Below are 23,909 nucleotides of genomic sequence, written 5' to 3' on the forward strand. Positions count from 1 at the left end.
AGGACACCGCATCCTTATCGATTGGTGGGCGCCATTTAGACAAGGATATCGTCCTCTCCGCGACCGATGTTGATCTCGCCGGTTTCTTCAAGGCGCCGGATAGCCGCCACCACCTTTTGCTGTGATTCTTCGACGACCTTAAGCTTTACCGGGCCCATAAACTCCATGTCTTCCTTTAGCATATCGACGGCACGCTCGGACATGTTGTGGAAGATCTTCTCTTGGACTTCTGCACTAGTTCCTTTCAGTGCAGTGGCCAAATCCTTGATGTCGATCTCCTTAAGGATCGACTGGATCGCGCGGTCGTCCAGGCCCACCAAATCTTCGAACACGAACATCATGTTCTTAACCTGGTCGGCCATCTCTGGGTTGTTTTCGGAAAGAGACTCGATAATGAGCCGTTCGGTCTGGCGGTCGACGCGGTTCAGCAAATCCACAAGAGCTTTCGGGCCACCCGCCTTGCTGAGTTCTTGGCTCAGAATCGCGGACATCTTCTTTTCGAGTACAGCCTCGACCTTGCGGATGACTTCAGGCGGGGTCTGCTCCATAACGGCTATCCGTTCAGCAACATCGCCGCGTAGCTCAGGCGGCAATTTTGTGAGGATCATCGCAGATTGGTTAAGCGGCATCCATGCCAGGATGAGAGCGATCGTCTGCGGGTGCTCATCCTGAATAAACGAAAGGAGCTGGGTCGGATCCGTCCGCTTAAGGAACTCGAACGGCACGACCTGCATGGCCGAAACGACCTTGCGCATAAGCGCGTCAGCCTGGTCATTGCCAAAAGCGAGTGCAAGCACCTTCTGGGCTTGATTAACGCCGCCCTCAGCAATATAGTCCTGAGCTTGCGCAAGCTCGTGGAACTCATGGACTACCTGCGTCCTAGTCTCGGAAGAAATCTTGTCTATGCGCGCCACTTCGAGCGAAAGAACCTCCACCTGTTCCTCGCTTAAGTGCTTCACAACCTCGGAAGCGATCTCCGGGCCAAGGATCGTTAGGATGATAGCCGCCTTCTTGCGGCTTGACAAGTCGTTTTGGATCTTTCTCATTTACGCTCTTCCATGAGCCAACCTTTGATCAAGAGTGCTATCGCTTGCGGTTTTTGGCGTGCCATCTTTTTAATCTGTTCCAGCGGAACGTCGATCCGGGCTCGGATTGCTTCGACGTCGACGGAATCGTCAATACTTTCAACTCCCATCTGCTGCAAAGCTTCTGCGATCTCCGGTTCGGTTCGAGCGAGTTCTGCGACCGTACGCGTATTTCCAGAATTGGGACTTCGCTCTAAGATGCCGCTGATTTCGTCTTGTTGCGGGTTTCCAGACGGCACCTGCATAGTGCCGCCAGCAGGCAACGCCATCGTTAAGGTCTTTCCGGGGATTTTGCCGAGCGCCTTCGTTACCATGAAGCCGACAAAGACGAGGGCGGCGATGGGGAGAAGGCTTATAATCTGTTGCACCTGTGCCTTGGCCGCCGAGTCGGCAAGCGCCTTCTTCTCCAGGTCTTTCATGCTCGTGTCGAAAGACACTGCCTGGACGCTTCCTGCAAATCCCGGAGTCCCTTTTCGATCTCCAAGATAGCTGTCGACTATCGATTGGACGGGAGCGACGTCCTTGATAGCGGTGTTGTTCGCGATGACGCTAACTGTCATCGCGATTAGCTTGCCTGGCGACTTCTTGAGTTCGCGACTGGTCTCGGTACTTGGGTATTGGTTAGAGACGACCTCGCTGGAGTATTTGGCAGACTTGGGAATATCGACTGCAGTGGGGGCGGAGGGAGTGTTGCTGTCGAGACCCGCAGCTCCGCCGACCGTGTTTCCGGAGCCGTCCGTCATCGTCTCTGTCGACTTTTGTGCGACCTTCTTGTCCCCAAACTCGAGGATCTTCTCGTGCTGGGACACAGAGTCCATGTCCAGTTCGACCTGCACCATGGCTACTGTATTGCCGGGCCCGAACGCCACGTCAAGTCGTCGCTGGAGGTCCCTTTCCCGTCGCTTCGACTCTTCGACTTCTGCCTCGATCTTCCTCGAGGCAATAGACTCGGAGCTGCCCTGCTGGTCACCATCGTAAATCAATCGTCCAGAAGCGATAACATTTACGCCACTAGACTTTAATCCGGTCACTTTGCTCTGCACCAGACGAGCGATGGCGATGGCCTGGTCTGAAGACACAGACCCCATGGATTGCTCGACAATGTTCACGGAAGCGGTCGGTGGTACGACTTCGTCCTGAAAGGGTGAATCTTTGCCTAAGGCAATGTGGACCGTCGCCTGGGATACGCCCGCGAACTTCAGTATTGAGTTCTCGAGTTCTCCCTCGATGGCCGCGATAATTTTTTCGCGTTCCTGCGCCGGAGTGTTAAACGAATTGATCCCATCGAGCAGTTCGAGACCTTTGCTTCCAGAGTTCGGAGTCTTACCGGATGCGGCGAGCCGCATCTTAACTTCGTCGATGCGGTCGGACGGCACCAGGACCGTGCCCTGCGTGCCGATCTGGACTGGGACGCCTAAGGCGTTAAGTTCATCGACGACAGCTCCCTGGTCTTTGGCGGTTAAGCCGGAGTAGACAGGTTGAAACCGTGGAGCAGTGGCAAAGTGGAATGTCAGGCCCATCAAGAGGGCCAGAATCGCCGCGCCAAAGATCGTGACCGTACGTTGAGTACGGTCCGCTCCCTCCCACCAATCTTTGATCCTTTGGACTATTGCACCCATTTATGAAAAATGCGAACGTCCACTTCCTGAAGATTCTGGTCGCTAGCGACCACGCGCAAAATCAGACTTGCATGCGGCTGATTTCTTGGTAGGCTTCCAGGAGCTTGTTCCTTACCTGAATGGTTAAGGACATTGCCGTGCTGGCGCGTTCCATCGCGATCATCAGGTCGTGGTACTCGACCGGTCGATTCGCCATGAGGTCGTTCTGGAGCTGCATAGCGTTCTGCTGCGACTCGTTCACGTCCTTCAGGGCGTCCATCAACAATTGGCCGAAATCTTGCGACTTGTCTGGAGTCGCAAGGCTCTTACCACTCTGAGCAAGATTGTTCGCGATCTGGGAGTTGATTCTCACTGCCTAGTCCTCTAGCTTTAAGCCCGGCCAATTGAAAGGGCTGAACGCACCATATTGCGCGAACTGTTATAAGCAGCGACATTCGCCTCATAGGATCTTTGGGCGGTGATCATATCCACCATTTCACGCAAAGGTTCCACATTACTGTACTGCACGTTGCCCTGGGCGTCTGCCTGCGGATTGCCAGGTTCGAAGACGTTGCGGAAGCTCGCCCGGTCTTCTTCGACCCGGCCGATCGAGACACCGTCTTCTCCACCCCTCAGGATAACGGCACGGCGACGATAAGGATCCTTTCCGTCGACACGCATGGAGTTGGCGTTAGCGATATTGGACGCGATAACGTCCATCCGAAACCGCTCCGCACTCATGCCGCTTGCACTAATGCCCATCGCAGATCGAATGTTCATTATCTACCTTCCCGGATAACTGTCTTCAGTCCGCTGAAGTAGCGGCTCGTTAATTCGATAAGCGTTTCGTACCGGACTTCCGATTCGCCGATAGCGACGACCTCCTTTTCCATATCGACGCTGTTTCCGTCGATGCGGTTGGAGCCGGACTTGGATTGGGGGTCACCTGTTCGGCGCAGGGATCCTGCCCGGCGTCCTTGCGCCCCTTCAAGCTCGATTCCAAAGTCGATGTCCCGTCGCTTGTAGCCCGGTACGTTGACGTTCGCCAGGTTCGTGGTCAAGAGGCTGTGCCGTTCCGCGGTCCGATCCAGCGCGCGCTCCAGGTTCAGGGAGTGCGGCCCCATCAGCTTGTTGAGTTGAAACATCTGCCTTACCTCGCGCGATCCGTCGCGGTTCGCCCTTCCGTGGCGGCCCACTGCGGGCCCGTGTCATCTGTCGGTCGAAAGGCGCCGTGGGCTTAGGCCGGCGGGGCATCTTGGCCCGCTTTTTTCCTGGCCCGAGCCGCGGGGAAAAGGCCCGTAAAATACGACCGTGAAGCCCGACGACTTTCTGGCGCAGGTTACGGACCAATATGCCCGGCACGTCAACCCCTACCAAGCGAGGCTGATGGCCTTCGCGGGTTTCGGGGTCGAGGTCGAGGCCGAGGGCTGCTACGTGACGGACCACGAGGGCCGCAAGTTCTTAGACTGCCTGGGCGGGTTCGGAGTTTTTGCCCTGGGGCACCGGCATCCGAAAGTCGTCGAGGCGGTCAAGCGACAGCTCGAAGCCATGCCGATGAGCTGCAAAACCTTCTTCAATTCGCGCCAAGCCGAGTTGGCCGAGCGCCTTGCTCAGGTTGCGCCGAAGGGGCTGGAGTTCACGTTCTTCAGCAATAGCGGGGCAGAGGCGGTTGAGGCGGCCATGAAGATGGCGAAGATCGCGACCGGGCGCGCAGGGTTCGTCTCCACAACCGGTGGCTACCACGGCAAGACGCTCGGCGCGCTCAGCGTGACCGGGCGGGACAAATATCGCAGTCCGGCCCAACCCCTTCTTGCCGGGGTCGAGTTTGTGCCCTATGGAGACGCAGGCGCGGCTGAGGCGGCCATGGGCGAGGGTGTCGCCGCTTTCATCGTCGAACCCGTCCAGGGCGAGGGCGGGGTGCAGATCCCCCCGCCGGGCTACCTCGCCGAGCTGCGCAGGGTCTGTGACAAGGTCGGCGCCCTGCTCATCGTCGACGAGGTGCAAACTGGCGTCGGGAGGACGGGCCGAATGTTCGGCAGCGAGCACGATGGAGTGATGCCGGACTTGATGCCGTTGGCCAAAGCCTTGGGCGGCGGGGTCATGCCGATCGGGGCGACGATGGGAACGGAGGCGGTTTGGCAAGGCGTCTTCGGCCAAAACCCGCTGATGCACACGTCCACCTTCGGCGGCAACCAGTTGGCTTGCGCCGCCGCGATCGCCACGCTCGACATCGTGCGGGAGGAAGGGTTGGTGGAGCGTTCCGCCCATGTGGGCGCCTTGTTCTTGGCGGCGCTGAAGGAGGCGCTGGCGGGACAGGAACTGGTCGCAGAGGTCCGCGGCAAGGGCCTCCTCATCGGGATCGAGTTCGCGGTCGACGAGATCGGAGAGCTGATCGTCGCCCTCGCGCTTAAGCGGGGGCTGATCGTGGCCTACACGCTCAACAACCCGCGGGTCATCCGGATCGAGCCGCCGTTGGTCATCACTGAGGAGCAGGCGCGTTGGGCGGTGCAGACCGTCGCGGAAGCCGTGACGGAAACGACCGAGATGGTGGCAAGCCTCACCTAAGGCTCACCTTCGGACCCCTCAGCGCCTTTGCTTCGAACGCCATCGCCATGGCCGTATCGCCACGGCTCCGCGCGTCGTCGCAGAGGATGTTCGCCGCTTCCTGGTAGAGCTTGTCCGCTTGCTCCCGCAAGGGGGCCAGCCAGGCGGCGTCAGTATCGGTCGCCAGCGGCCCGCCATAGAGCTCGACCGCCGATCGGAACAGCGCAAGCCGCCCCGCGTCCGGAGTCGAGTCACAATCCGCCAAAGCCCGGAAAAAGTGCTGCGCGTCGACGAAGACTTCCTCTGGGTCGAGGCGCACGTTGTGGCGGTCCACCTGCAAGGCGTCGCCCAATCCCGTGCCCGCCTCGGCGGCGGAGCGCCGCAGGTTATAGAGTGTGACGCTGAGCCGGTTGCGCGCCTCACGCGGCTCCACCATTGGCCACAGGATTCGGTTCAGCCAGAGCCGCGGCACGGGCTCCGATCCATGAAGACCAAGGTAGACGAGGAGCTCTCGAGCCTTTGCCGTGGGGAAGCGGTCGAGACGGCAATCCCCTTTGCGCAGGCACACCGTCCCAAAGAGGACCAGTTCGAGACGCCCGCGGGAAGCAGTTGCTGGAGACATAGACTTAAGACGCAGTTATAGCACGAAACTACTCGTCATGCGTACACCTGTTCGCCCTTTTAATGGCGACGCCGGACGACGTTCGAAGTCATTCGGGCCTCAGACGAAACGAGTCGTGCAGAAAATCGGTATCTTTTCATGAGATGCGAGCTTTTCGTCCGCTCCTGACCGTTTGCGCCCTGCTTGTCGCGGCTGGGTCTTTGGCCCAAAGCCAGCCCACTAAGCTGCGGTTTCAGCCTGGGGCCGGCCTTTACAAAATGACCATGTCCACGGACATGAAGATGTCCTTCAGCGGCATGATGGACCGGGAGATGAAGATGAAGACCGACACCTCCCAGAACATCGACTTTGGCGCCGATGCCGATGGGTGGAGCAAGTTCACCATCACGACCACAGACATCAAGATGGCGGGCGACGACCCGGGCCAAGGGATGGGCGGCGATCCGCAAGACATGGTGGACGGGCTCAAGAAGGTCAAGATCGTGGGCGAGGTGAATCAGCGGGGCGGGACGCGCAACGTGCAACTGGCCGACGCGGATAGTCTTGACCCGATGTCGCAGGGCGCCATGGTCCGGTCGGTCGAGCAGTTCACCCAGCTCGGCTTCTTCGGATTGGAGTTCCCCGAGGACGACGTCTCCGTCGGCACCAAGTGGTCGAAAGAGATGGACATGAAGAAGCTCCTGGAAGCGAGCATGATGGGCATGGCCCAGGACATCCAGGGCAAGTTGCCGACCACCTTCGAGGTCGAAGGGTTCGAGGACGTAGACGGCCAGCCTCACGCGAAAGTGAAGTTCTTCTCGGACGGAAAGGCGACCTTCAACATCAACGTCGGCAGCGGGGACACTGCGGGCAGCATGAGCATCACCGTCCTGGGCCACTCGTGGATCAGCCTCGGCACCGGCATGCCGACGAAGAGCGTCAGCGAGACCGCGCTCATGATCGATATGGGCATGCTTCAGATCCAGCAGGAAATGAAGTCCGAAGCCAAGATCTCCAAGTAACCGCCCCGACAACGAAAAGAAGCCCCGCTCGTTACGAAGAGCGGGGCTTTCCCTTTGGTTTTGCCCTTGCCTTACCAGGTCGTCTCGACCGTGTACTGGACGGTCTTGACCTCGTCCGCCTTCAGGTCGACCTTGAAGACGATCGTGTTCGAGTCTTCCTGGACGAACGGCAGGCTGTTCCCCGAGATCTTGTACTCGCCCCAGTGGCGCTCGTAGACGTGGACCGTCGTGGGCTCCTGCTTGCGGTTTCGAACCTCGATCTGATAGGTCTCGCGGGCGCCGGTGATGGAAGAACCAAACCGGATCCAGTTGAAGCTCGTCCGCTTTCGCGACGCGACGACGTCGAAGGAACGGCCGACCGGCAGTGAGATCCGCTCCTTGCGCGGCGTGTGGTCGATCGAGGCTTCCCCGATCATCTGCGACCCACCCGACGAGTCCCGCTGGTAGACCTTGACCGTCCCCTCGGGCAGCGGGATGCCGAGTTGGTTCGCTTCGGTGTTCTCGAATTCGACCAGGAAGAGGGGCGTGATCGGGCCTGTGCCGACCTCGCCCTCGCTGGGCCGCCACCCTGAATAGGTCCGCATGGCGTCCACGACCAGCTTCTTATCGACCTTCATGCCCTGGGCCTCGAGGAGCGAGATCTGCTTGATCTCTTTGTTCTTGAGGGTCGCCGGGCGCTGGAGCGTGTAAAGGTGGTACTCGGCGAAGGACTCCTCCTGGAATCCGCCTCTTCCGGCGTCGGCATCGAACCGCATGGCCTCGTTCTTGGCCGCCATCCGCATCCGCGGCACCACGCGGTAGACGTCGCCGGCCAGGAGCTTGAGCTTTGCGCCCTCGAAAGTCGCGCCGCTGTTGTTCGTCATCGTGACCCAACCGTTCAGGTCGCCTGCCGTGCCCTTCGCATCAAGGCTCAAGACGTAGTCCGCGCTCCAGTTCATTCCCTGGGTCAGGTAGCTCATCTCCACCTTGCTCTCGCCCGCGCGCGCCGAATCGACCATCCAGACGAGCGTCGGCTTGCTGATAAGCCCGTTCGGCAGGCTCGAGACCTCGATCTCGCCCGTGGGGTTGAGCAGGATCCGCCCGTCCTCGGTGCGGATCACCATGCCGTTCCAACTGCCGCTCTGGTTGCCGTATTGGTCGCTCACCGTGGCGTAGGGCGCGCTTAGGAGCGTGCCCCGCACGACTTCGCGCTGCCCGTTCGGAAGAACCCGGTTGAAGACGATGACCTGCCCGACCGCCTTGTTCAAGATGGCGCTGGGGCTGATGAGGTCGTACTGGTAGTTCTGCTCCAGGACGCGGAACCCCTTAGGATCAGTGAGGTTGCGGACGCCCACGGAGTTCGCCTCGATCATCGCGGCCACGTCTTCGACGCTGACCTCCTGCATCCCGCTCCGCAGGTTGAAGACCCTGCTCTCGCGGACGAGCGCGAAGCCCTTGTTGTAGACCGTCAGCTGGACGTCTTCGGGCTGCCCCTGCGCGATTGCCATACCTAGTGCCATTGAACCCAACATAGTGTTTCCCGGCTTTGAGACGCCTGACCGCGCCCTTCGATTCGTCGGCGGGAACTTTCGATGGGCCCCGGGCGGTACGCGCCTCGCCCAGCCTGCCTCAGACCAGGGTCGTCCAGCTCACCAAAAACCCTCTCCCTTGCGAGGGAGAGGGTCGGTGAGCGAAGCGAACCGGGGAGAGGGGTCTCGAGTTGGAAGGCGCCAACCGCCAACCGCCAACCGCCAACTGCCAACTGCCAACCGCCAACCGCCAACCGCCAACCGCCAACCGCGAACCGCTAACCGCCAACCGCTAACCGCCAACCGCCAACCGTCAGGCCGCCTTCTTCTTGCCGCCCGTGCGGGAAACGCCGTCCTCGAGCGCCAGCGTGACTTGCGAGACGCCGATCTGCCGCAGCTCGGTGGCCTCGCCCGTGGCTAGCTTAACGAACCGGTACGCCGCCGCATAGTAGCCCGGCGGCACCGTCACGTCCGTGCTCAACCCGCCAATGATGAATCGGAAGAACGCCTTCGAGCGGTAACCGCCCTTCTGCGGGTTGCGCAACTGGCTGGCGAGCGGCTGAAGCAGCAGTTCGGTGGTCACGCCGGATGCGTTCGGCTGGTTGCCGGTGAAGGTCACCTTGCCCACCCCCGCCGTGGCCGTCACCACCACGGCGTCACCTGTGAAAGGCGTGGTCGGCGGGGCCGTTTATGCCTCGGCACGCCCCGTGCCGAGGCTAAATGCTGAAGCACGAGAGCAAAAAGGTCGGCTGGTCCAAGTCGAATGCATCGCGTAGGAGGATGGACTAGACTGAGGCATGGCGCTCGCGGTGTTCAGCGTGGCCGAGCAGGATCTGTCGGTCGAGAATAGCCTCGGCACGGGGCGTGCCGAGGCATGAAAAAGGAACCACCGTCCGCGTGTACCATGCCGCGAGTGCGACGAATACGGTCGCCGTCCGTTTCGGCACCACCGGACTACCCGCGGCGACGATCGCGAGCGGCAAGTCGTCGGAGTTCGTGTTCGTCGGCGGGAAGTGGCGCTCCACCTACCACGACGTCGCGTACGTCCAGCAGTGAAAGCCTAGCGAGTCCAGGCCCTCTTCCTAGCCAGCAGGAGGGCTCCGGTGCTTGCCCCGAGGAAGCCAGCAGGCTCTGGCACGGCTCGAAACTCTGTAACGTAATGCACAAGCGGAATGTTGCGGGTGCCACTGAATGACTGCCGGAACATGAGGGTTCGGATGTCCGACCAGTCCACTTCCCCGACGAAGTTTTTCTGCTGAAACCTGATGCCGGTATCCGTCAGCCCAGGTTGAAAGTTCGTCGCAAGACGACCTGTGCGGTCACCGACCAAGATCATCCATGTTTGGGCAAAGAAGAACTGCGGCTCCATGTCGATGTCGAGCTCGAAGGTCGGGAGTTCGGTAAGGTTCATGCTAAACGAGCCGCCGAACCCTTGACCGTACGCCAAGATCTCCTCGTTGCTGACGGATTCAGGCCCGGGTGTTACGACCCGAGCTTCGCCGAGCCCAACCTCGAACGTTGTCGTGTACCCATAAATGTTTCCGCCGACCGTTTAGGCAGTGTAACGGTGGCCCGCGTACACCTGGTTGCGGTCGAGGTCGCGGGCGAAGTTGTCCTTGCTCCCGTTGCCGGTGATGGTGGCCTTGAAGTATCCGCCGTCAAGGCTGTCGATGAGGATTGCCGCCGGGCCCAGCGACGGAATGGCGAGGAGGGCGAGGCTGAGCAAACGACCCATGGCATCAGTATAACGGTCTCGAAGGGAAGTGCGATACCAGATTTGCTAACTGGCGAGTGTTCATGCCTCGGCACGCCCCGTGCCGAGGCTAAATGCTGAAGCGCGAGAGCAAAAAGGTCGGCTGGTCCAAGTCGAATGCATCGCGTAGGAGGATGGACTAGACTGAGGCATGGCGCTCGCGGTGTTCAGCGTGGCCGAGCAGGATCTGTCGGTCGAGAATAGCCTCGGCACGGGGCGTGCCGAGGCATGAAAAAGGAACCACCGTCCGCGTGTACCATGCCGCGAGTGCGACGAATACGGTCGCCGTCCGTTTCGGCACCACCGGACTACCCGCGGCGACGATCGCGAGCGGCAAGTCGTCGGAGTTCGTGTTCGTCGGCGGGAAGTGGCGCTCCACCTACCACGACGTCGCGTACGTCCAGCAGTGAAAGCCTAGCGAGTCCAGGCCCTCTTCCTAGCCAGCAGGAGGGCTCCGGTGCTTGCCCCGAGGAAGCCAGCAGGCTCTGGCACGGCTCGAAACTCTGTAACGTAATGCACAAGCGGAATGTTGCGGGTGCCACTGAATGACTGCCGGAACATGAGGGTTCGGATGTCCGACCAGTCCACTTCCCCGACGAAGTTTTTCTGCTGAAACCTGATGCCGGTATCCGTCAGCCCAGGTTGAAAGTTCGTCGCAAGACGACCTGTGCGGTCACCGACCAAGATCATCCATGTTTGGGCAAAGAAGAACTGCGGCTCCATGTCGATGTCGAGCTCGAAGGTCGGGAGTTCGGTAAGGTTCATGCTAAACGAGCCGCCGAACCCTTGACCGTACGCCAAGATCTCCTCGTTGCTGACGGATTCAGGCCCGGGTGTTACGACCCGAGCTTCGCCGAGCCCAACCTCGAACGTTGTCGTGTACCCATAAATGTTTCCGCCGACCGTTTAGGCAGTGTAACGGTGGCCCGCGTACACCTGGTTGCGGTCGAGGTCGCGGGCGAAGTTGTCCTTGCTCCCGTTGCCGGTGATGGTGGCCTTGAAGTATCCGCCGTCAAGGCTGTCGATGAGGATTGCCGCCGGGCCCAGCGACGGAATGGCGAGGAGGGCGAGGCTGAGCAAACGACCCATGGCATCAGTATAACGGTCTCGAAGGGAAGTGCGATACCAGATTTGCTAACTGGCGAGTGTTCATGCCTCGGCACGCCCCGTGCCGAGGCTAAATGCTGAAGCGCGAGAGCAAAAAGGTCGGCTGGTCCAAGTCGAATGCATCGCGTAGGAGGATGGACTAGACTGAGGCATGGCGCTCGCGGTGTTCAGCGTGGCCGAGCAGGATCTGTCGGTCGAGAATAGCCTCGGCACGGGGCGTGCCGAGGCTAGTCGCGACAGAGAGCTCAGTCTCTTCAATTCCGAATTCCTTCAGTGCCATGCTTAAGTCTAGCCCGTCCTCGCGGGCGATGCCCTCGACGAGGTAGAGCCGGGCTGACGACCATCGGTAGTCCTCCTCGCGTTCGCAGAGGCCCGCCCGGACAGGGTTTTGGTGGACGTAGCGGACTTTCTGGTCGAAGGTGGCGGTGTCCGCCACGGTCACCGACCGGAAGCCCGCCTGCCACATCGAGCGCCGGTTGAGCCCCGTCTGCTGGGCGAGGGCCGCGCGCTCCGCCTCGTCCAGGAGTGGCAGCACCAGCTTCGCCAGGTTGGACTTCAGCCGTTGCACCAACCACGACACCGTCTGGCCTGCAGGGCACTGCACAAGGAGGTGCAGGTGGTTGGACATCACGACGAAGGCGTGCAGCGGCGCCCGGTAGCGCTGGCAGTCGGCGAGCAACGCGGCTGCGACGAGGTCATGGGTCTCGGCCCTGCCGAACACTGGGGCGAAGTCAAGCGCCGTCGTTGTGACAAAGGCCACCTGCCCGCCTTCCGTCCAGTTGCGCCAGTGCCGTTGCCGCACGTTTGGAGTTTAGCCTCGGCACGGGGCGTGCCGAGGCATGCCGAGGCTATTCTCACCCGACCCAGACGGGGGGCAGGGGGACGAGGGAGGAGGCTTGGCCGGTGGCGGGGAAGACGAAGCGGTAGGCGGGGGCGTGCCAGCCCTGGGGCGCGGTGACGTCGCGGGACAGGACGCCTTGGGTGAACGTGGCGAAGGTTTGGGTGCGGTACTTTCCGGGGTCGGGGCGGGAGAGACTGGTGCGGAGCGGTTGGAGCAGGAGCTCGGTGACCACGCCAGGGGCATTGGGGGCTGAGGCCGTGAAGCGGACCCCCTCACCCCCCTGCCCCCTCTCCCCCAGAGGGGCGAGGGGGAGCGGTGCTGCCGTCACGACCAGTGCGTCGCCGAGAAAGCTCGCGGCCGGTGGGGTGCGCGGCGGCGTCGCCTCCGGGTCGACCTGCAGGATCTTGGTCGCCAGGCGGACGAAGGCGGACTGGGCGCGGGGGTCTGCGGGTTGGCCGTTAGCGGTTAGCTGCTCTGCTTCACGGCGGGCGTAGGCATGCCAGGAGAGGGCTTCCTCAGGGTTGAGCGTCCGGAAGAGCCGGGCGGCCCGGGTCAGCCGCTCTCGCGCTGCTTCTTGCAGGGGCGTCCTCGGGTTGCGGGGCGTGACCTTCTGGCGCACCTGCACCCGTCCGTCGCCGAACCGCACGACCACTGCGTTGCCGAGCGTGCCGCTCAGCCCCTCGACCAGTGCCCCAGGCCGCATCTTCGCCATACCCTTGTTATCGGCGCATAGGTGCCGTCACCCCAGGGCTGCCCCCGGGTTCCCCGAGCATTCCCCACGGCACCGGTGCCGTGGGGAACCCTCGGGGAGCGCGGGGGGAGTTGGCGGGGCTGTGGTCGAGGACGCGTTTTGTCTCGACGGGTGGCACGGCCCTCCGAGTGGGTGGCATGGTTATGGCCCTCACCAGTCGCTCCTGCCAACTCTCTGCCCACATGCGGGCCAGAGGCCCGCTAGCCGGGTTGCGGACGGGACGTCCGCGCTCCGGCGGAGCCTCTTGCCACATGCGGGCCAGGGGTCCGCTAGCCGGGTTGCGGACGGGGACGCCCGCTCTCTGGCGAAGCCTCCTGTCACATGCGGGCCAGAGGCCCGCTAGCCGGGTTGCGGACGGGGACGTCCGCGCTCCGGTGAAGCCTCCTGTCACATGCGGGCCAGAGGCCCGCTAGCCGGGTTGCGGACGGGGACGTCCGCGCTCCGGTGTTACGAACGTCAGGCCGTGGTCAAGGCAGGCAGCGCCCGTTCGAATGCGATCCGCAGCGTCGCCTTCTGGGCGGCTTCCAGTTCGACGAGCGGCAGGCGCACCGACTCGCAATCGAAGCCGGCCAGGCTGAGGCCGAACTTGACCGGCACCGGGCTCGGGGCGCTGAAGACCGCCTTGATCGCGGGTTGGAGCTCGCGGGCGATCCTTGCACTGGCCGCCGGATCAGTCCAGAAGGCCTCGATCATCGGCTTCATCCGGTGCCCGATAACGTGGGCGGCGACGCTCACCAGGCCGTGGCCGCCAAGAGAAAGGACGGGCAAGGTCAGGGCGTCGTCGCCGCTGTAGACCCGGAAGCCGGCCGGCGCCTGCGCGCAGACCTCGCCGATCTGCCCGACGTTGCCGCTCGCTTCCTTCACCGCCACGATGTTCGGCACGTCCTCGATCAGGCGCATCAGGGTCGGCGTTTCAAGGTTGATCGCGCTGCGCGGCTGGATGTTGTAGAGCATCACGGGGAGGCTCGTCGCCTCGGCCACCGCGCGAAAGTGCGCATAGAGGCCTTCCTGTCCGGGGCGGCTGTAGTAGGGGTTGACGACCATGATGCCGTGCGCACCGAGCCTTTCGCCCTCGCGGGCCATTTCGACCGATTCCGCCGTGTCGTAGGTGCCCGCGCCGAAGACGACCGCGGCCCGGTCGCCGACTTCTTCCAGGGTGGCCTCCAGCAGGGCGAGCTTCTCCTCGGCGCGAAGGGTGGGGGATTCGCCCGTCGTCCCGCTCACCACCAGCCCATCGTTCCGCTGCACGTCGACCAGGTAGCTGGCGATGCGCCTCGCCTCCGCTATGTTCACGCTGCCGTCTTGGGCAAAGGGCGTCAGCATCGCCGTCAGCAGCCGGCCCCAATCCCGCGAGCCCCTGAAGTCGCTCATGCAGGCAATTTACCAGTGTCCGCAAGGAGCCTGACGATTTTCTTCGTCACTTCTTCTGGGTCCAGCCCGAAGGTCTCCAGGATGACGGCGTCTTCGGCCAGGGTCAGCGGGCTGTCCGCCCGCGTGTAGTCTCGGTGGTCGCGTTGGACGACCTCTCGGACGACGTCCTGCAGGCTTGGCCCGCCGGGCCCCCTAAGCTGAAGCCAGCGCCGTCGCGCCCGCTCCTCGATGCTTGCCGTGAGGAAAATCTTAAGGTCGGCGTCCGGTGCGACGACGGTCGTGGTGTCGCGGCCTTCCAGAATGGCGGAGCGCCCCTGGATGTATTCCTGCTGCCTCGGCACCAGGCTCTTCCGGACGGCGGTGTGGGCGCTGAGGATGCTGGCCGCTTGGCCGACTTCCAAGCTCCTGATCTGGTCCCCGACGGGTCGCCCGTCCAGCAGGATCTCGGGAGGGAGGTCCGCAGAAAAGCTGATCTGCGTCTCCGCCGCGAGGTTGGCGACTGCGATCGGGTCGGCGGGGTCGATTCCTTGCCGCATCGCGGCGAGCGCCACTGCCCGGTACATCGCGCCGGTGTCCATCACCTGGATGCCGACGCTGAGCGAGAGCAGGGAAGCGACGGTCGACTTGCCCGAACCGGCGGGTCCGTCGATGGCGATGACAAGGCGTCTTTGGATCAAGTTGGCATTAAGATACCGGGGCGCGGACCCTTGCCCGCGCCCCGCCCGGGCTCACTTCTTCTTGTAGGTCCCTTCCATCAACGTGAACCACGTGTCGTCTGGCATCTTCATTTCGAGCTTCATGCCCATCTCGTCCGTGCCTTTGTGCGACAGGGTGTAGCGCATCACAGTCGGCTCCTCCATGCCGGGCATGGGGGTGGGGTCGCTCGTCATCTCGAGTGACTCTCCCTCTTTCTGCGCCGTTTCCACCATGCGCATCCCGGTCGCGCTGGTCTGGTCGAACCACCAACTGACCCACTTTTCCATGGTCTCGTCGTAGGTCAGCAGGAGCATCCCCGCCATCTTCACGCCCATGAAGTCATAGGTGTGCATCTCCTGGGCGAAGCGGCCGCCCAGCACCATGCCAGCCGTGAAGTTCGCCTTCACCTTCATCTTGGAGCCGTCCATCTCGGACATCGTGAGCTCGCCCTCCCAGGTGCCAGGCAGGTGCTTGGCGATCTCCTTCATCTGGGCGGGTGGCTCCATCATCTGGGCCATGTCCGTGCTGTCTTGCGCAATCGCGAACATCGGCACGAAGAAGCCGACGATGATCATTAGTTTTCGCATTTCCATCTCCCGGCGGCGTGCCGCCTGGATGCGAATGCTAGCACAAGTTATAGGGATGCGGAACCAGGCTTACGCTACATTTTTCGCCAGGCGGGCAAACGTTTCCTTGTCCACCGCTCGCATGAGGCACTCCTCGTAGGAGACTTGCCCTGTGCGGAAGAGCTCCGCCAAGTGGCTGTCCATGGTCTGCATCCCGATCTGACGGTTGGTCTCGATGACCGAGTACATCTGGTGCGTCTTGGCTTCGCGGATCAGGTTGCGGATGGCGGGAATGCCGATCATGATCTCCAGCGCCGCGCAGCGGCCGCCGCCAAGCTTCGGCAGAAGCTGCTGGGCGATGACTCCCTCGATCGTGTTCGCGAGAAGGACGCGGATCTGGTCCTGCTGGTCCGAAGGGAAGACGTCGACCACGCGGTCGATGGTCGAAGGCGCGTTCCTGGTGTGGAGCGTGCCGAAAACAAGGTGCCCGGTTTCCGCAAGGGTGAGCGCCGCCTCGATCGTCTCCAAGTCGCGAAGCTCGCCGACGAGGATAATGTCCGGGTCTTCGCGGAGGACGGCCCTTAAGGCATTGTGGAACGAATACGTGTCCGCGTGCATCTCGCGTTGGTTCACCATGCACTTCTTGTGGCGGTGCAAGTATTCGATCGGGTCTTCGATCGTCATGATGTGGCCCTGGAGTTGCGCGTTAATGTCATCCAACATCGCCGCGATGGTAGTGGACTTACCAGAACCCGTCGGCCCAGTGACCAAGATAAGGCCGCTGGTACGTTTTGCAATGTCACGGATAATCGAAGGAAGTTTGAGGTCGTCGTACGAAGGGATCCTGTTCGGGATCATTCTGAGCGCCGCCGCGACCGATCCGCGTTGCATGTAAACGTTCACACGGAAGCGGGCCACCGCCTTGGCCGTGTAGGCGAAGTCAAGCTCGCGCGTCTGCTCGAACTTTTGCAGGTGCTCGTCTGTAAGGACCTCGTAAATAAGTCGCTTGGCCGTTTCGGGGTTGACGACTTCGTAGGGCAGGGGAATGATCTCGCCGTCCACGCGAACCATGGGAGGAAGGCCCGTCGTGATGTGGATGTCGCTCGCCTTTCGTTCGACGCCGGCCTTAAGGATCTCGTCCAGGTGGACTTCCTTAAGCGGCAGCATATCGTCGGTCGTCTTATGATATGTCGGTTGTTGGATAAGCGAATCGACGTGGTACTTACCGTTGTTCGACTTGTTCGGCTCGCGTTCATGACCCGGCGGCGGGGCGCCAAATTCGTCTTCGTCACTCGCATGTGTCGGAATATGGGTTGCGACCGGTTCGACAAGGTCGCGGGGGATCGCGGCCGGCACGTAGTGTTCGCCGGTCGGGTTCTCAATGGACTTGGCGATGCGAGCATCGTGGCTCGCTAAGGTATCAGCCTGCTCGATCGTGAGTCCGGGCGTCGTCTCCTCTTCACCTGGTTCGTCACTACGACCGGTCAGCTTGCCGATCTGGCTCAGAATCTTCTCAAGTTCCGCTTCGCTGTCGACCGGCGGCGGAACTTCCCCAGATCCCCCTTCACCAAGCACTTTGTCCCAACTGAATTCGTTCGCCATTTTCGTCTCCCTTACGTGACCATCACGTGTTCCGCTTTCTCGATCGATTCGAAGGCCGCTTCCATTAACTTATCGGCATCCTCTTCTTGCAACATCAGGACTTCCATTGTCCAGGCTGGCAATTGGTTCGAGCTTAGCTCCCTTGTCGGCTTTCCAGTCGTCGTCAACTTCGCGATTCTGGAGGCTACGGCGGTCGTCGCCCTCAAGAGGTTCTCAGGCGTCCGATCGGTCACGGGCGAAAAGTAGTTGAGCCCTGCCACCAAGGATTCCGGGAAGCTCCATTTTTTAGCGGCGGCAAGGCCCACTCCGATATGGTCACAGTCAAAGACCGCACGTTCTGCCAAAACATCGGGAGCGCCCTGTTCCACAACTCCTTGAACCCTTTCATATTTCGCGGGATCATACCGACATAAAAGTGTCTTTCCGATTAAGTGCAAAAGCCCGCAGGTATAAGCCTCGTCAGCGTTAATCCCCCTCACCCGTTCGGCCACGACGCGGGCGGCGACGGCAGCGTCGAGCGAGGTGCGCCACCAGGTCCGGCGGCGCAACGACTCTTTGTCGGTTCGGCCGACGAAGAGGTCAAAGACCCCCACCGTCATCGCCAGCTGACGGACCGATTTGAACCCGAGAAAAAGCACGGCCTCGCGAATGGAGGTCACTTTCCGGGGCAACGCATAATAGGCCGAGTTCGCCTGAGCGATAAGCCGCGCCGAGAAACCAGGGTCGACGAGGATCGCCCGCTCTAGACTTTGGGTCGAGGCGTCGTCACTGCCCGTCATGTCCACAATTTGACAAATAACTTGGGGAAGAACCGCGATTTCACCGACCTTGTCCAATACAAGTTCCACCGGATCGACCGTCCGGCTCTCCACCTCTCCAGTTTCGCATAATCGTAGCTTTATGCGATCACTGCCGAATTGAGTACTGTGCTCTGTAGACATGATCTTATGCGTAAATAACCCTGAGAACTTCTTCGACGGACGTGACTCCAGATATGATCTTTTGAGCGGCGTCCATCTGCAACGTCCTCATTCCGGCGTCGATGGCAAGGTTTCGCAGAATGTGGGACGGAGACCTGCGCAGCACTTCGTCGCGGATCTGGTCGGTCATAACCATAAGTTCATGGACACCGGTGCGGCCCTTGTGGCCCGATCCCTTACAGAGGTCGCAACCACGCCCTTTAAAGATCGTCACGTTGTCGTTTTCGTCCACCGCAGTGTCCTCTGGAATCGGGAGGCCAAAGCGTTGAAGCGTTGCGATGGGCTCTTTGTAAGAGTCCTTGCAGTTCGGACATATTTGGCGCACGAGCCTTTGGGCGAGAACGCCGTTTATCGACGAAGAGATCAGGAAGGGCTCGACGTCCATGTCGATCAGCCGGGTCGGGGCAGATGGAGCGTCGTTCGTGTGCAGAGTGCTGAAGACCAAGTGGCCCGTCAAGGCGGCTTCCATCGCAATGGTCGCCGTCTCGGTATCGCGCATCTCACCGACCATGATTACGTCAGGGTCTTGGCGGAGCATAGCCCTCAGACCGGCCGCGAAAGTCATGCCCGCCTTCACGTTGACGTTACACTGGTTGATCCCGCTTAACTCATACTCGACGGGATCTTCAATAGTGATGATGTTTTTTTGACCGTCGTTGGTTTGATTCAACAACGAGTACAGCGTCGTCGACTTACCGGAACCGGTCGGTCCCGTGACCAGGCAGATACCGTAACTCTTTGCGGCCAAGTCCTCCAAAATCCGTAGGTTGTGGTCTAGGAAACCGAGTTTTGCTAAGCCGATGCTGATCCCGCCTTTGTCCAAGACGCGCATGACGATCTTTTCGCCATAGACAACGGGCAAGGTCGAGACGCGGAAGTCGAACTCCTTGCCACCAATGACCGCACTGATGCGGTTGTCTTGGGGCGCCCGCTTTTCCGCAATGTCCATGTTCGCGACGATCTTAAAGCGGCTTGTCAACGGCGCGACGACCTTCTTTGGAAGGCGCATGGCTTCGTTCATGACGCCGTCGATACGAAGCCGCACAACCATGCCGTCTTTGCGAGGCTCAAGGTGGATGTCGCTTGCCCGATCCGCGACCGCCTGGTTGATGATAAGGTTTGCCAAGCGGATGATGGGCGCGTCTTCGCCCATCCTCTTCAATTCTTCGGCGCTGACCTCGGGGTCTTCTTCTCGAATCGCGAGGTCGCCCTCGACGTCTGCCATGACGCCCGCGAGCATCTCGGTCATGCCCGTGTCGTCTTGGTAGACATCGTTGATGAGCTGGACGAGGTCGTCCTCAATGGTTATGAGCGGTTCTATCTCATAACCGGTCGCCATTCGTATTTCGTCGATGACGAAGACGTCCAGCGGGTTGGCCATCGCGACCAAGAGGCGCTTGCCCTGAAGGTCTAGGGGGAGCGCCTTGAACTTGCGGGCTTGCGGGCCCCGCATGAGCTGGGCGACCTCTTCCCGCACGGGAAGGCCCTTGACGTCAATGAACGGGATGCCCCAAACCTTGCCGAGGCAGCGCACGCGGTCGCGTTCCGCGATGAGGCCCATCTCGACCATGACCTTGGCGATTGGGTCGGTCCCGCCCAATTCCAGCTGCCGGAACACGGCTTGCTGGAGTTGGTCCTGCGTGACCAGCCCCTCATCGACAAAGATTTCGCCCGTCAGCATGAGCCCTTCAGGTTATGGTCGGCTTCCCGAGCAGCCGGCTTCACCTTAAGGCGACCCAAATCAGCAGGTGAGTGGGGCCTGCCCGGCCCCGCCGCCCAGGGTCGCAAAGGTATCATTCCACCCTTGCCGCTGTGCCCAGGTGGCGGAATTGGTAGACGCGCTAGTTTCAGGTACTAGTGCCAGCAATGGCGTGAAGGTTCGAGTCCTTTCCTGGGCACCATTTCCCGCGTAGTCGGCGGGGGCTAGCCCCAATGCCAGGCATCTTCGCCCAGCAGCGTTTGGATGAAGTTCAACTGGCCGCTGTGGTACCACATGTGCAAGACCATGAAACGGCAGCGCTCCTGGCGCGTGGTTTCGCCGTGCTCGGTGGTCACCGGAGCCATCAAGTCCTCTTCGCTGTAGGCTCCGACCTGGCTCAGAATCTTGGCTGACGACGCCCCCAAAGCGTCCAGGACGCTCTGCTTCGATTTCAAGCCGTCCGGAGCCCTCTGCCATCCTTCCGGCCAATCGGAAGACGGCTCCCCGCGCATCGAGGCGGCGACGTCGTCGTTCACCAAGTTCACCTCGTAGGCGATGTCGGCGACCGTCCGGGCCTTTCCACCAAGGTGCCTGTCGAACACATCCTCGGGCAGAGCCTCCAAGTCTTGTCGGAAGACTTGAAAGGCTCTGCTCAACGACCGAAGCGTCTGCTGGCTTTGCTCCACGGGCCAGAGGCTACCCTTGGTCAGTCGATGCTGTTGTTGATCCAACCCGGCGAAATCGCGAGGACGAAGGCTCGGACCTGAATCACGCGGGTCGGCTGATCCGGATCGTCGGACTGGATCGTTACGGTGCCTGTCTGCAGGCCCGGCTCGGTCGGGACGAAGAAGAGGGTGTGGTCGTTGGCTTGGCCAGGGGCCGCTTGGAACTGGCCGCCGTTTACGAAGAACGGAGAAGAGGCCTGCATCGTGTACTTGAGGCGAGCGATGCCGTCAAGGCCCCAAAGGTTGGTGTTCCCATTGTTCCTGACATTGAACGTTCTGCCCACCGGCCGGTTCAGCATTACCGTCCCAAAGTCAATGGCCGTCGTGCTATCGACCTTTGCCGGGACTCTAAGGTCTAGAAGTACCGGAATATGGCCTGCACCGTTGGCGGCGTTTCTGATCGCTGTCGCGATGTCCGGCCCCACCATCGTATTGTTGGTCACTGTCAAGGTGGTATTGAAACTTGTGCCGTCGTTCCCCCAGGCTCGGTAGGAATGGTTGGGGTCGTTCCACGTCGTCGTACTGTATGGCTTTGTGGGATCCCCTAAATAGTCGAACCCGTCACCATCGACAAGATCAGAAGAAAGAAGGATCTGGTCAAAGCGGTCGTCCATGCCCCCGGCTCCAATCGGGTCTTGGGTGTGGACGAACCGAAAAGCGCCGTTGTTGTTCCAGGTGCCAGGGGTCTTGATCGGGTCGAAGAATTGCCCGTTGTTATTGACTTGCGACCCCGTGAGTTCAACATAGGCCGGCTCTGTACTTCGGTAAACGTTGAAGTCTCCGGCAACCAGGAACGGTCGCCCGAGGACCTTGGCGTCGTTGCGAACGATCACGGCCTCGAGGCGCCTGCGCTCCGCGTCCGCCGGTGTGTCCGCCGCTTTCATGTGGCAGTTGTACATCGCGATCTTTGTCGCCTGGCTCGTGTAGCCAGTCAGGGTGAAGTCATAGCGCATAACGTTTCGCGGGTTTGCGCTCGAGTTCCCCGTCGCGACCACGGTCGCGGTCACCGAACTCACTTTGGAAGTGCGGTAAAAACAGGCTGCGTCCGAGTCCGGGCCGTTCACAAAGGTCGCGAAAGCCCAGTCTCCAGGGCTCCCGGGGGCGCTATTCAATAAGCTGCGGAACTCTGTGACGGCTGTAAGGCTCGCAAACTCTTGGCAAAGGACAACGTCTGGCCGCATGCTACGGCCTTGAAACGTCCCGTAAACAACGGTCTGTAGGTCCGCAACTCTGCCTCCAGAGTAGAAGGAGATGTTGTAAGTCACAACCCGGAGTTGTGCAGATGCAATGTTGGCGCTTATTGCCGCTAAGGCAAGCAAAAGGGTCGTGCTTCGGGTCACGTCGGCGGATTCTACCGTTGCGGAAGCAGGCGGCTAAGACTTAAGGTTACAGAGAAGAAAAGTTAGGCTGGGTGATCCTCTGCACTTCTCACGAGAGATCCAGCGTGAACAGCAAGGTTAGGAATAAATTCTTACCTCGTAAACCTGCCAAAGTCGGTTCGGTCGCCTAACCTGTCCTAGACATCGCCCACGTTCGTTCCGTAAACTGTCCTCCGGCATTTGGCGGACCCGCGAATTGCCTTGAAGGTCGACCTCTAATGAGAATTTCCTCGACATTACGCCTTGGAGCCCTCTCTGGCCTCGCGCTGGTCTCGGTTCTCTCCCACGCCCAAAAGTACTCACCGGCCGAGCTTCGCGAGATGGAGCTCGAGCGTGAGGATATGCCCTACATGCCGATGCCCTTCAAGGTCACGACTCCGCCCAGGATCGTGTCGGCCGGCGGCTTCACCAGCATCCAGGTCAACGTCGACAACAACGGCATGAACATCGTCAACGACGCGGCCAACGAGCCCTCGATGGCGATCAATCCGCTGAACCCGAGCCAGATCACGGTCGGCTGGCGCCAGTTCGACAACATCCAATCGAACTTCCGCCAAGGCGGCTACGGTTGGAGCAGCGACGGGGGCGCGACTTGGCGCTCGAGCAAGATCGAACCAGGGATCTTCCGTAGCGACCCCGTCCTGGACGACACTCCGAGCGGAGACTTCCAGTACAACAGCCTTCTCACCACGTTCTTCACGGACCAGTTCGGCTCCACCAACGGGGGCGCCACGTGGACCAAGCTTGGCCCCGCCACCGGCGGCGACAAGAACTGGATGATCGTCGACAGCGTCCCGGGGAGCCCCGGCAACGGGTTTGCCTACCAGATCTGGTCCACGGCGGGCAACAACTATGGCGGCCGCCAGTTCAGCCGGTCCACCAACGGGGGCAGCGTCTGGAACAACCCGATCAACTTGCCGAACCAGCCTGTCTGGGGAACGCTCGACGTCGCCAGCAACGGCGACCTCTATATCTGCGGTTGCGACTTCGGCTCGACGTTCTACTTCTTGAAGTCCACGAACGCCAAGAACAGCGCCGTCACCCCGACCTTCACCTCGACGACCGTCAACATGGGCGGTTCGATCCAATACGGCATCCCGATCAACCCGGACGGCCTCGGCGGCCAGGTGTGGATCGCGGTCGACCGCTCCGGCGGCCCGACCAACGGCTATATCTACATGCTCGCCTCGGTCCGGCGCAACACCAGCAACCCGCTTGACGTGATGTTCACGCGGAGCACGAACGGGGGCACGACATGGTCCGCCCCGGTCAAGGTCAACGACGACGCGGCCAACGGCGGCAAGTACCACTGGTTCGGAACCCTGGCGGTCGCCCCGAACGGCCGCATCGATATCATCTGGTACGACACTCGCAACAGCCCGAACAACACCCAGAGCGAAGTCCGCTATACGTCATCGACCGACGGCGGCCTCACCTTCGCGCCGAGCACCGTGGTCAGCCCGATGTTCACCCAAGGACTCGGTTATCCGCAGCAGAACAAGCTTGGCGACTACATCGCCATGGTCAGCGACAACACGGGTGCGAGCATCGCTTACGCCGCCACCTTCAACGGGGAGCAGGACGTTTACTACCTTCGCGTCCCGACGGCGGTGCCGACCGAGGTCTTGCCGCGGTCGTTCAGCCTCTTCCGCGGCGCGCTCGTCAGCGGCACGCTGCCTGACCTTTTCCAGGCCGACTCGAACTATGTGGTCGTGAGGCCGGGCATCGTGGTCAATCCGGCCGAGCGCCCCGTCCAGGTCGTCATCGAAGGCGCCTCGCCCTCGAACACCCCGTCCGCGCTCCAGTTCAAGTTGGTGGCGAAGACGACCACCTCGAGCGTCCGGCAAGACATCGAGCTCTTCAACTTCCAGACCAACGCCTACGAGATGCTCGACCAGCGACAGAGCACCACGAGCGACCAGACGGTGACCGTGACGGCCGCAGGCAACCTGGGTCGGTTCGTCGCCGGCGACGGCACGCTCCGGGCCAAGGTTGGCTATGTGGCCAACGCTCCGACCCCGGCGCTTTGGCAAGCCTCGCTGAACCAGACGGTCTGGACCGTCACCCCGTAACCCCTGTTC

Annotated in this window: 27 protein-coding genes and 1 tRNA gene; 6 read left to right on the forward strand and 22 right to left on the reverse strand. The window is 61.2% G+C overall.

Going from position 1 to position 23,909, the window contains the following annotated elements:
- Positions 1-35: 35 nt before the first annotated feature.
- The 5 genes from fliG to KF733_06760 form a co-directional block, all read right to left on the reverse strand.
- Positions 36-1,046, reverse strand: coding sequence for a flagellar motor switch protein FliG (gene fliG, locus KF733_06740; GenBank protein QYK54705.1), 1,011 nt, complete (start codon positions 1,044-1,046; stop codon positions 36-38).
- Positions 1,043-2,704 (reverse strand): flagellar M-ring protein FliF, encoded by a 1,662-nt coding sequence (fliF, locus tag KF733_06745; GenBank protein QYK54706.1) that lies wholly within the window; start codon positions 2,702-2,704, stop codon positions 1,043-1,045. The genes fliG and fliF overlap by 4 nt, the downstream gene beginning before the upstream one ends.
- 61 nt (positions 2,705-2,765) lie before the next feature.
- Positions 2,766-3,056 (reverse strand): flagellar hook-basal body complex protein FliE, encoded by a 291-nt coding sequence (fliE, locus tag KF733_06750; protein ID QYK54707.1) that lies wholly within the window; start codon positions 3,054-3,056, stop codon positions 2,766-2,768.
- A gap of 17 nt (positions 3,057-3,073) precedes the next feature.
- The gene (gene flgC / locus KF733_06755) at positions 3,074-3,463 is read right to left on the reverse strand and encodes a flagellar basal body rod protein FlgC (GenBank protein ID QYK54708.1); all 390 of its coding nucleotides are present in this window, start codon (positions 3,461-3,463) and stop codon (positions 3,074-3,076) included.
- Complete coding sequence (locus KF733_06760; protein QYK54709.1) at positions 3,463-3,828, reverse strand: hypothetical protein; 366 nt, start codon at positions 3,826-3,828, stop codon at positions 3,463-3,465. Before KF733_06760 ends, flgC begins: the two co-directional genes overlap by 1 nt.
- Positions 3,829-3,994: 166 nt before the next feature.
- Between KF733_06760 and KF733_06765 the strand changes: the two genes are divergently transcribed.
- Positions 3,995-5,248, forward strand: a complete 1,254-nt coding sequence (locus KF733_06765; GenBank protein ID QYK54710.1) for an aspartate aminotransferase family protein — start codon at positions 3,995-3,997, stop codon at positions 5,246-5,248.
- Here KF733_06765 and KF733_06770 read toward each other — a convergent pair.
- Positions 5,241-5,849, reverse strand: coding sequence for a hypothetical protein (locus KF733_06770; protein QYK54711.1), 609 nt, complete (start codon positions 5,847-5,849; stop codon positions 5,241-5,243). The genes KF733_06765 and KF733_06770 overlap by 8 nt on opposite strands.
- A 263-nt stretch (positions 5,850-6,112) precedes the next feature.
- On the opposite strand from KF733_06770, the gene KF733_06775 reads away from it, so the two are divergent.
- On the forward strand, positions 6,113-6,850 hold the full coding sequence (locus KF733_06775; GenBank protein QYK54712.1) for a hypothetical protein: 738 nt from the start codon (positions 6,113-6,115) through the stop codon (positions 6,848-6,850).
- 71 nt (positions 6,851-6,921) lie between these two features.
- Here the strand turns inward: KF733_06775 and KF733_06780 are convergent, their stop codons facing one another.
- A complete protein-coding gene (locus tag KF733_06780; GenBank protein QYK54713.1) occupies positions 6,922-8,337 on the reverse strand; it encodes a DUF4139 domain-containing protein in 1,416 nt (471 codons plus the stop codon).
- 334 nt (positions 8,338-8,671) lie between these two features.
- A complete protein-coding gene (locus KF733_06785) occupies positions 8,672-9,010 on the reverse strand; it encodes a hypothetical protein (GenBank protein ID QYK54714.1) in 339 nt (112 codons plus the stop codon).
- 212 nt (positions 9,011-9,222) lie between these two features.
- On the opposite strand from KF733_06785, the gene KF733_06790 reads away from it, so the two are divergent.
- Positions 9,223-9,414: a hypothetical protein gene (locus KF733_06790; GenBank protein ID QYK54715.1), complete on the forward strand. Its 192-nt coding sequence runs from the start codon at positions 9,223-9,225 to the stop codon at positions 9,412-9,414.
- 4 nt (positions 9,415-9,418) lie between these two features.
- Here the strand turns inward: KF733_06790 and KF733_06795 are convergent, their stop codons facing one another.
- Positions 9,419-9,805, reverse strand: coding sequence for a hypothetical protein (locus KF733_06795; protein QYK54716.1), 387 nt, complete (start codon positions 9,803-9,805; stop codon positions 9,419-9,421).
- Between the two features lie 105 nt (positions 9,806-9,910).
- Positions 9,911-10,093 (reverse strand): hypothetical protein, encoded by a 183-nt coding sequence (locus tag KF733_06800; GenBank protein ID QYK54717.1) that lies wholly within the window; start codon positions 10,091-10,093, stop codon positions 9,911-9,913.
- Positions 10,094-10,329: 236 nt separating this feature from the next.
- On the opposite strand from KF733_06800, the gene KF733_06805 reads away from it, so the two are divergent.
- Positions 10,330-10,521, forward strand: a complete 192-nt coding sequence (locus tag KF733_06805; GenBank protein QYK54718.1) for a hypothetical protein — start codon at positions 10,330-10,332, stop codon at positions 10,519-10,521.
- A 4-nt stretch (positions 10,522-10,525) separates the two neighbouring features.
- Here KF733_06805 and KF733_06810 read toward each other — a convergent pair whose 3' ends face one another.
- From KF733_06810 to tadA, 10 genes are all read right to left on the reverse strand, one after another.
- The gene (locus KF733_06810; protein QYK54719.1) at positions 10,526-10,912 is read right to left on the reverse strand and encodes a hypothetical protein; all 387 of its coding nucleotides are present in this window, start codon (positions 10,910-10,912) and stop codon (positions 10,526-10,528) included.
- 105 nt (positions 10,913-11,017) lie between these two features.
- Entirely contained in the window at positions 11,018-11,200 is a 183-nt protein-coding gene (locus KF733_06815) for a hypothetical protein (protein ID QYK54720.1), read from the reverse strand.
- Between the two features lie 157 nt (positions 11,201-11,357).
- On the reverse strand, positions 11,358-12,020 hold the full coding sequence (locus tag KF733_06820) for a transposase (GenBank protein QYK54721.1): 663 nt from the start codon (positions 12,018-12,020) through the stop codon (positions 11,358-11,360).
- Between the two features lie 52 nt (positions 12,021-12,072).
- Positions 12,073-12,771 (reverse strand): hypothetical protein, encoded by a 699-nt coding sequence (locus KF733_06825; GenBank protein ID QYK54722.1) that lies wholly within the window; start codon positions 12,769-12,771, stop codon positions 12,073-12,075.
- Between the two features lie 495 nt (positions 12,772-13,266).
- The gene (gene dapA / locus KF733_06830) at positions 13,267-14,181 is read right to left on the reverse strand and encodes a 4-hydroxy-tetrahydrodipicolinate synthase (GenBank protein ID QYK54723.1); all 915 of its coding nucleotides are present in this window, start codon (positions 14,179-14,181) and stop codon (positions 13,267-13,269) included.
- Positions 14,178-14,858 carry a (d)CMP kinase gene (cmk, locus tag KF733_06835; GenBank protein ID QYK54724.1) on the reverse strand — a complete coding sequence of 227 codons (681 nt, stop codon included), beginning with the start codon at positions 14,856-14,858 and terminating at the stop codon, positions 14,178-14,180. The genes dapA and cmk overlap by 4 nt, the downstream gene beginning before the upstream one ends.
- A 51-nt stretch (positions 14,859-14,909) precedes the next feature.
- Complete coding sequence (locus KF733_06840; protein ID QYK54725.1) at positions 14,910-15,452, reverse strand: DUF1579 family protein; 543 nt, start codon at positions 15,450-15,452, stop codon at positions 14,910-14,912.
- An 81-nt stretch (positions 15,453-15,533) separates the two neighbouring features.
- A complete protein-coding gene (locus tag KF733_06845) occupies positions 15,534-17,045 on the reverse strand; it encodes a type IV pilus twitching motility protein PilT (protein ID QYK54726.1) in 1,512 nt (503 codons plus the stop codon).
- Between the two features lie 11 nt (positions 17,046-17,056).
- On the reverse strand, positions 17,057-17,986 hold the full coding sequence (locus KF733_06850) for an HDOD domain-containing protein (GenBank protein QYK54727.1): 930 nt from the start codon (positions 17,984-17,986) through the stop codon (positions 17,057-17,059).
- Positions 17,987-17,990: 4 nt separating this feature from the next.
- Positions 17,991-19,706 (reverse strand): Flp pilus assembly complex ATPase component TadA, encoded by a 1,716-nt coding sequence (tadA, locus tag KF733_06855; protein QYK54728.1) that lies wholly within the window; start codon positions 19,704-19,706, stop codon positions 17,991-17,993.
- A gap of 133 nt (positions 19,707-19,839) precedes the next feature.
- Between tadA and KF733_06860 the strand changes: the two genes are divergently transcribed.
- A tRNA-Leu gene (locus KF733_06860) sits at positions 19,840-19,926 on the forward strand.
- 22 nt (positions 19,927-19,948) lie between these two features.
- On the opposite strand, the gene KF733_06865 is transcribed toward KF733_06860, so the two are convergent.
- Together KF733_06865 and KF733_06870 are read right to left on the reverse strand one after the other, a co-directional pair.
- The gene (locus tag KF733_06865) at positions 19,949-20,410 is read right to left on the reverse strand and encodes a DinB family protein (GenBank protein QYK54729.1); all 462 of its coding nucleotides are present in this window, start codon (positions 20,408-20,410) and stop codon (positions 19,949-19,951) included.
- Positions 20,411-20,430: 20 nt separating this feature from the next.
- The gene (locus KF733_06870) at positions 20,431-21,561 is read right to left on the reverse strand and encodes a choice-of-anchor D domain-containing protein (protein QYK54730.1); all 1,131 of its coding nucleotides are present in this window, start codon (positions 21,559-21,561) and stop codon (positions 20,431-20,433) included.
- Positions 21,562-22,046: 485 nt separating this feature from the next.
- Here KF733_06870 and KF733_06875 point away from each other — a divergent pair, with 485 nt between their 5' ends.
- Complete coding sequence (locus tag KF733_06875) at positions 22,047-23,900, forward strand: exo-alpha-sialidase (protein QYK54731.1); 1,854 nt, start codon at positions 22,047-22,049, stop codon at positions 23,898-23,900.
- Positions 23,901-23,909: the final 9 nt, after the last annotated feature.

This window comes from Fimbriimonadaceae bacterium, from assembly GCA_019454125.1.
GTDB lineage: Bacteria > Armatimonadota > Fimbriimonadia > Fimbriimonadales > Fimbriimonadaceae > JALHNM01.

Excerpts from the sequence above, each read along its gene's own strand:
- KF733_06760 (QYK54709.1), bottom strand. The coding sequence starts at position 3,828 with ATGTTTCAACTCAACAAGCTGATGGGGCCGCACTCCCTGAACCTGGAG.
- flgC (QYK54708.1), bottom strand. The coding sequence starts at position 3,463 with ATGAACATTCGATCTGCGATGGGCATTAGTGCAAGCGGCATGAGTGCG.
- tadA (QYK54728.1), bottom strand. The coding sequence starts at position 19,706 with ATGCTGACGGGCGAAATCTTTGTCGATGAGGGGCTGGTCACGCAGGAC.
- KF733_06775 (QYK54712.1), top strand. The coding sequence starts at position 6,113 with ATGTCCACGGACATGAAGATGTCCTTCAGCGGCATGATGGACCGGGAG.
- KF733_06875 (QYK54731.1), top strand. The coding sequence starts at position 22,047 with ATGAGAATTTCCTCGACATTACGCCTTGGAGCCCTCTCTGGCCTCGCG.
- dapA (QYK54723.1), bottom strand. The coding sequence starts at position 14,181 with ATGAGCGACTTCAGGGGCTCGCGGGATTGGGGCCGGCTGCTGACGGCG.
- KF733_06825 (QYK54722.1), bottom strand. The coding sequence starts at position 12,771 with ATGGCGAAGATGCGGCCTGGGGCACTGGTCGAGGGGCTGAGCGGCACG.
- fliG (QYK54705.1), bottom strand. The coding sequence starts at position 1,046 with ATGAGAAAGATCCAAAACGACTTGTCAAGCCGCAAGAAGGCGGCTATC.
- KF733_06800 (QYK54717.1), bottom strand. The coding sequence starts at position 10,093 with ATGGGTCGTTTGCTCAGCCTCGCCCTCCTCGCCATTCCGTCGCTGGGC.
- KF733_06845 (QYK54726.1), bottom strand. The coding sequence starts at position 17,045 with ATGGCGAACGAATTCAGTTGGGACAAAGTGCTTGGTGAAGGGGGATCT.
- KF733_06780 (QYK54713.1), bottom strand. The coding sequence starts at position 8,337 with ATGGCAATCGCGCAGGGGCAGCCCGAAGACGTCCAGCTGACGGTCTAC.
- KF733_06770 (QYK54711.1), bottom strand. The coding sequence starts at position 5,849 with ATGTCTCCAGCAACTGCTTCCCGCGGGCGTCTCGAACTGGTCCTCTTT.
- KF733_06840 (QYK54725.1), bottom strand. The coding sequence starts at position 15,452 with ATGATCATCGTCGGCTTCTTCGTGCCGATGTTCGCGATTGCGCAAGAC.
- KF733_06815 (QYK54720.1), bottom strand. The coding sequence starts at position 11,200 with ATGGGTCGTTTGCTCAGCCTCGCCCTCCTCGCCATTCCGTCGCTGGGC.
- KF733_06850 (QYK54727.1), bottom strand. The coding sequence starts at position 17,986 with ATGTCTACAGAGCACAGTACTCAATTCGGCAGTGATCGCATAAAGCTA.
- fliF (QYK54706.1), bottom strand. The coding sequence starts at position 2,704 with ATGGGTGCAATAGTCCAAAGGATCAAAGATTGGTGGGAGGGAGCGGAC.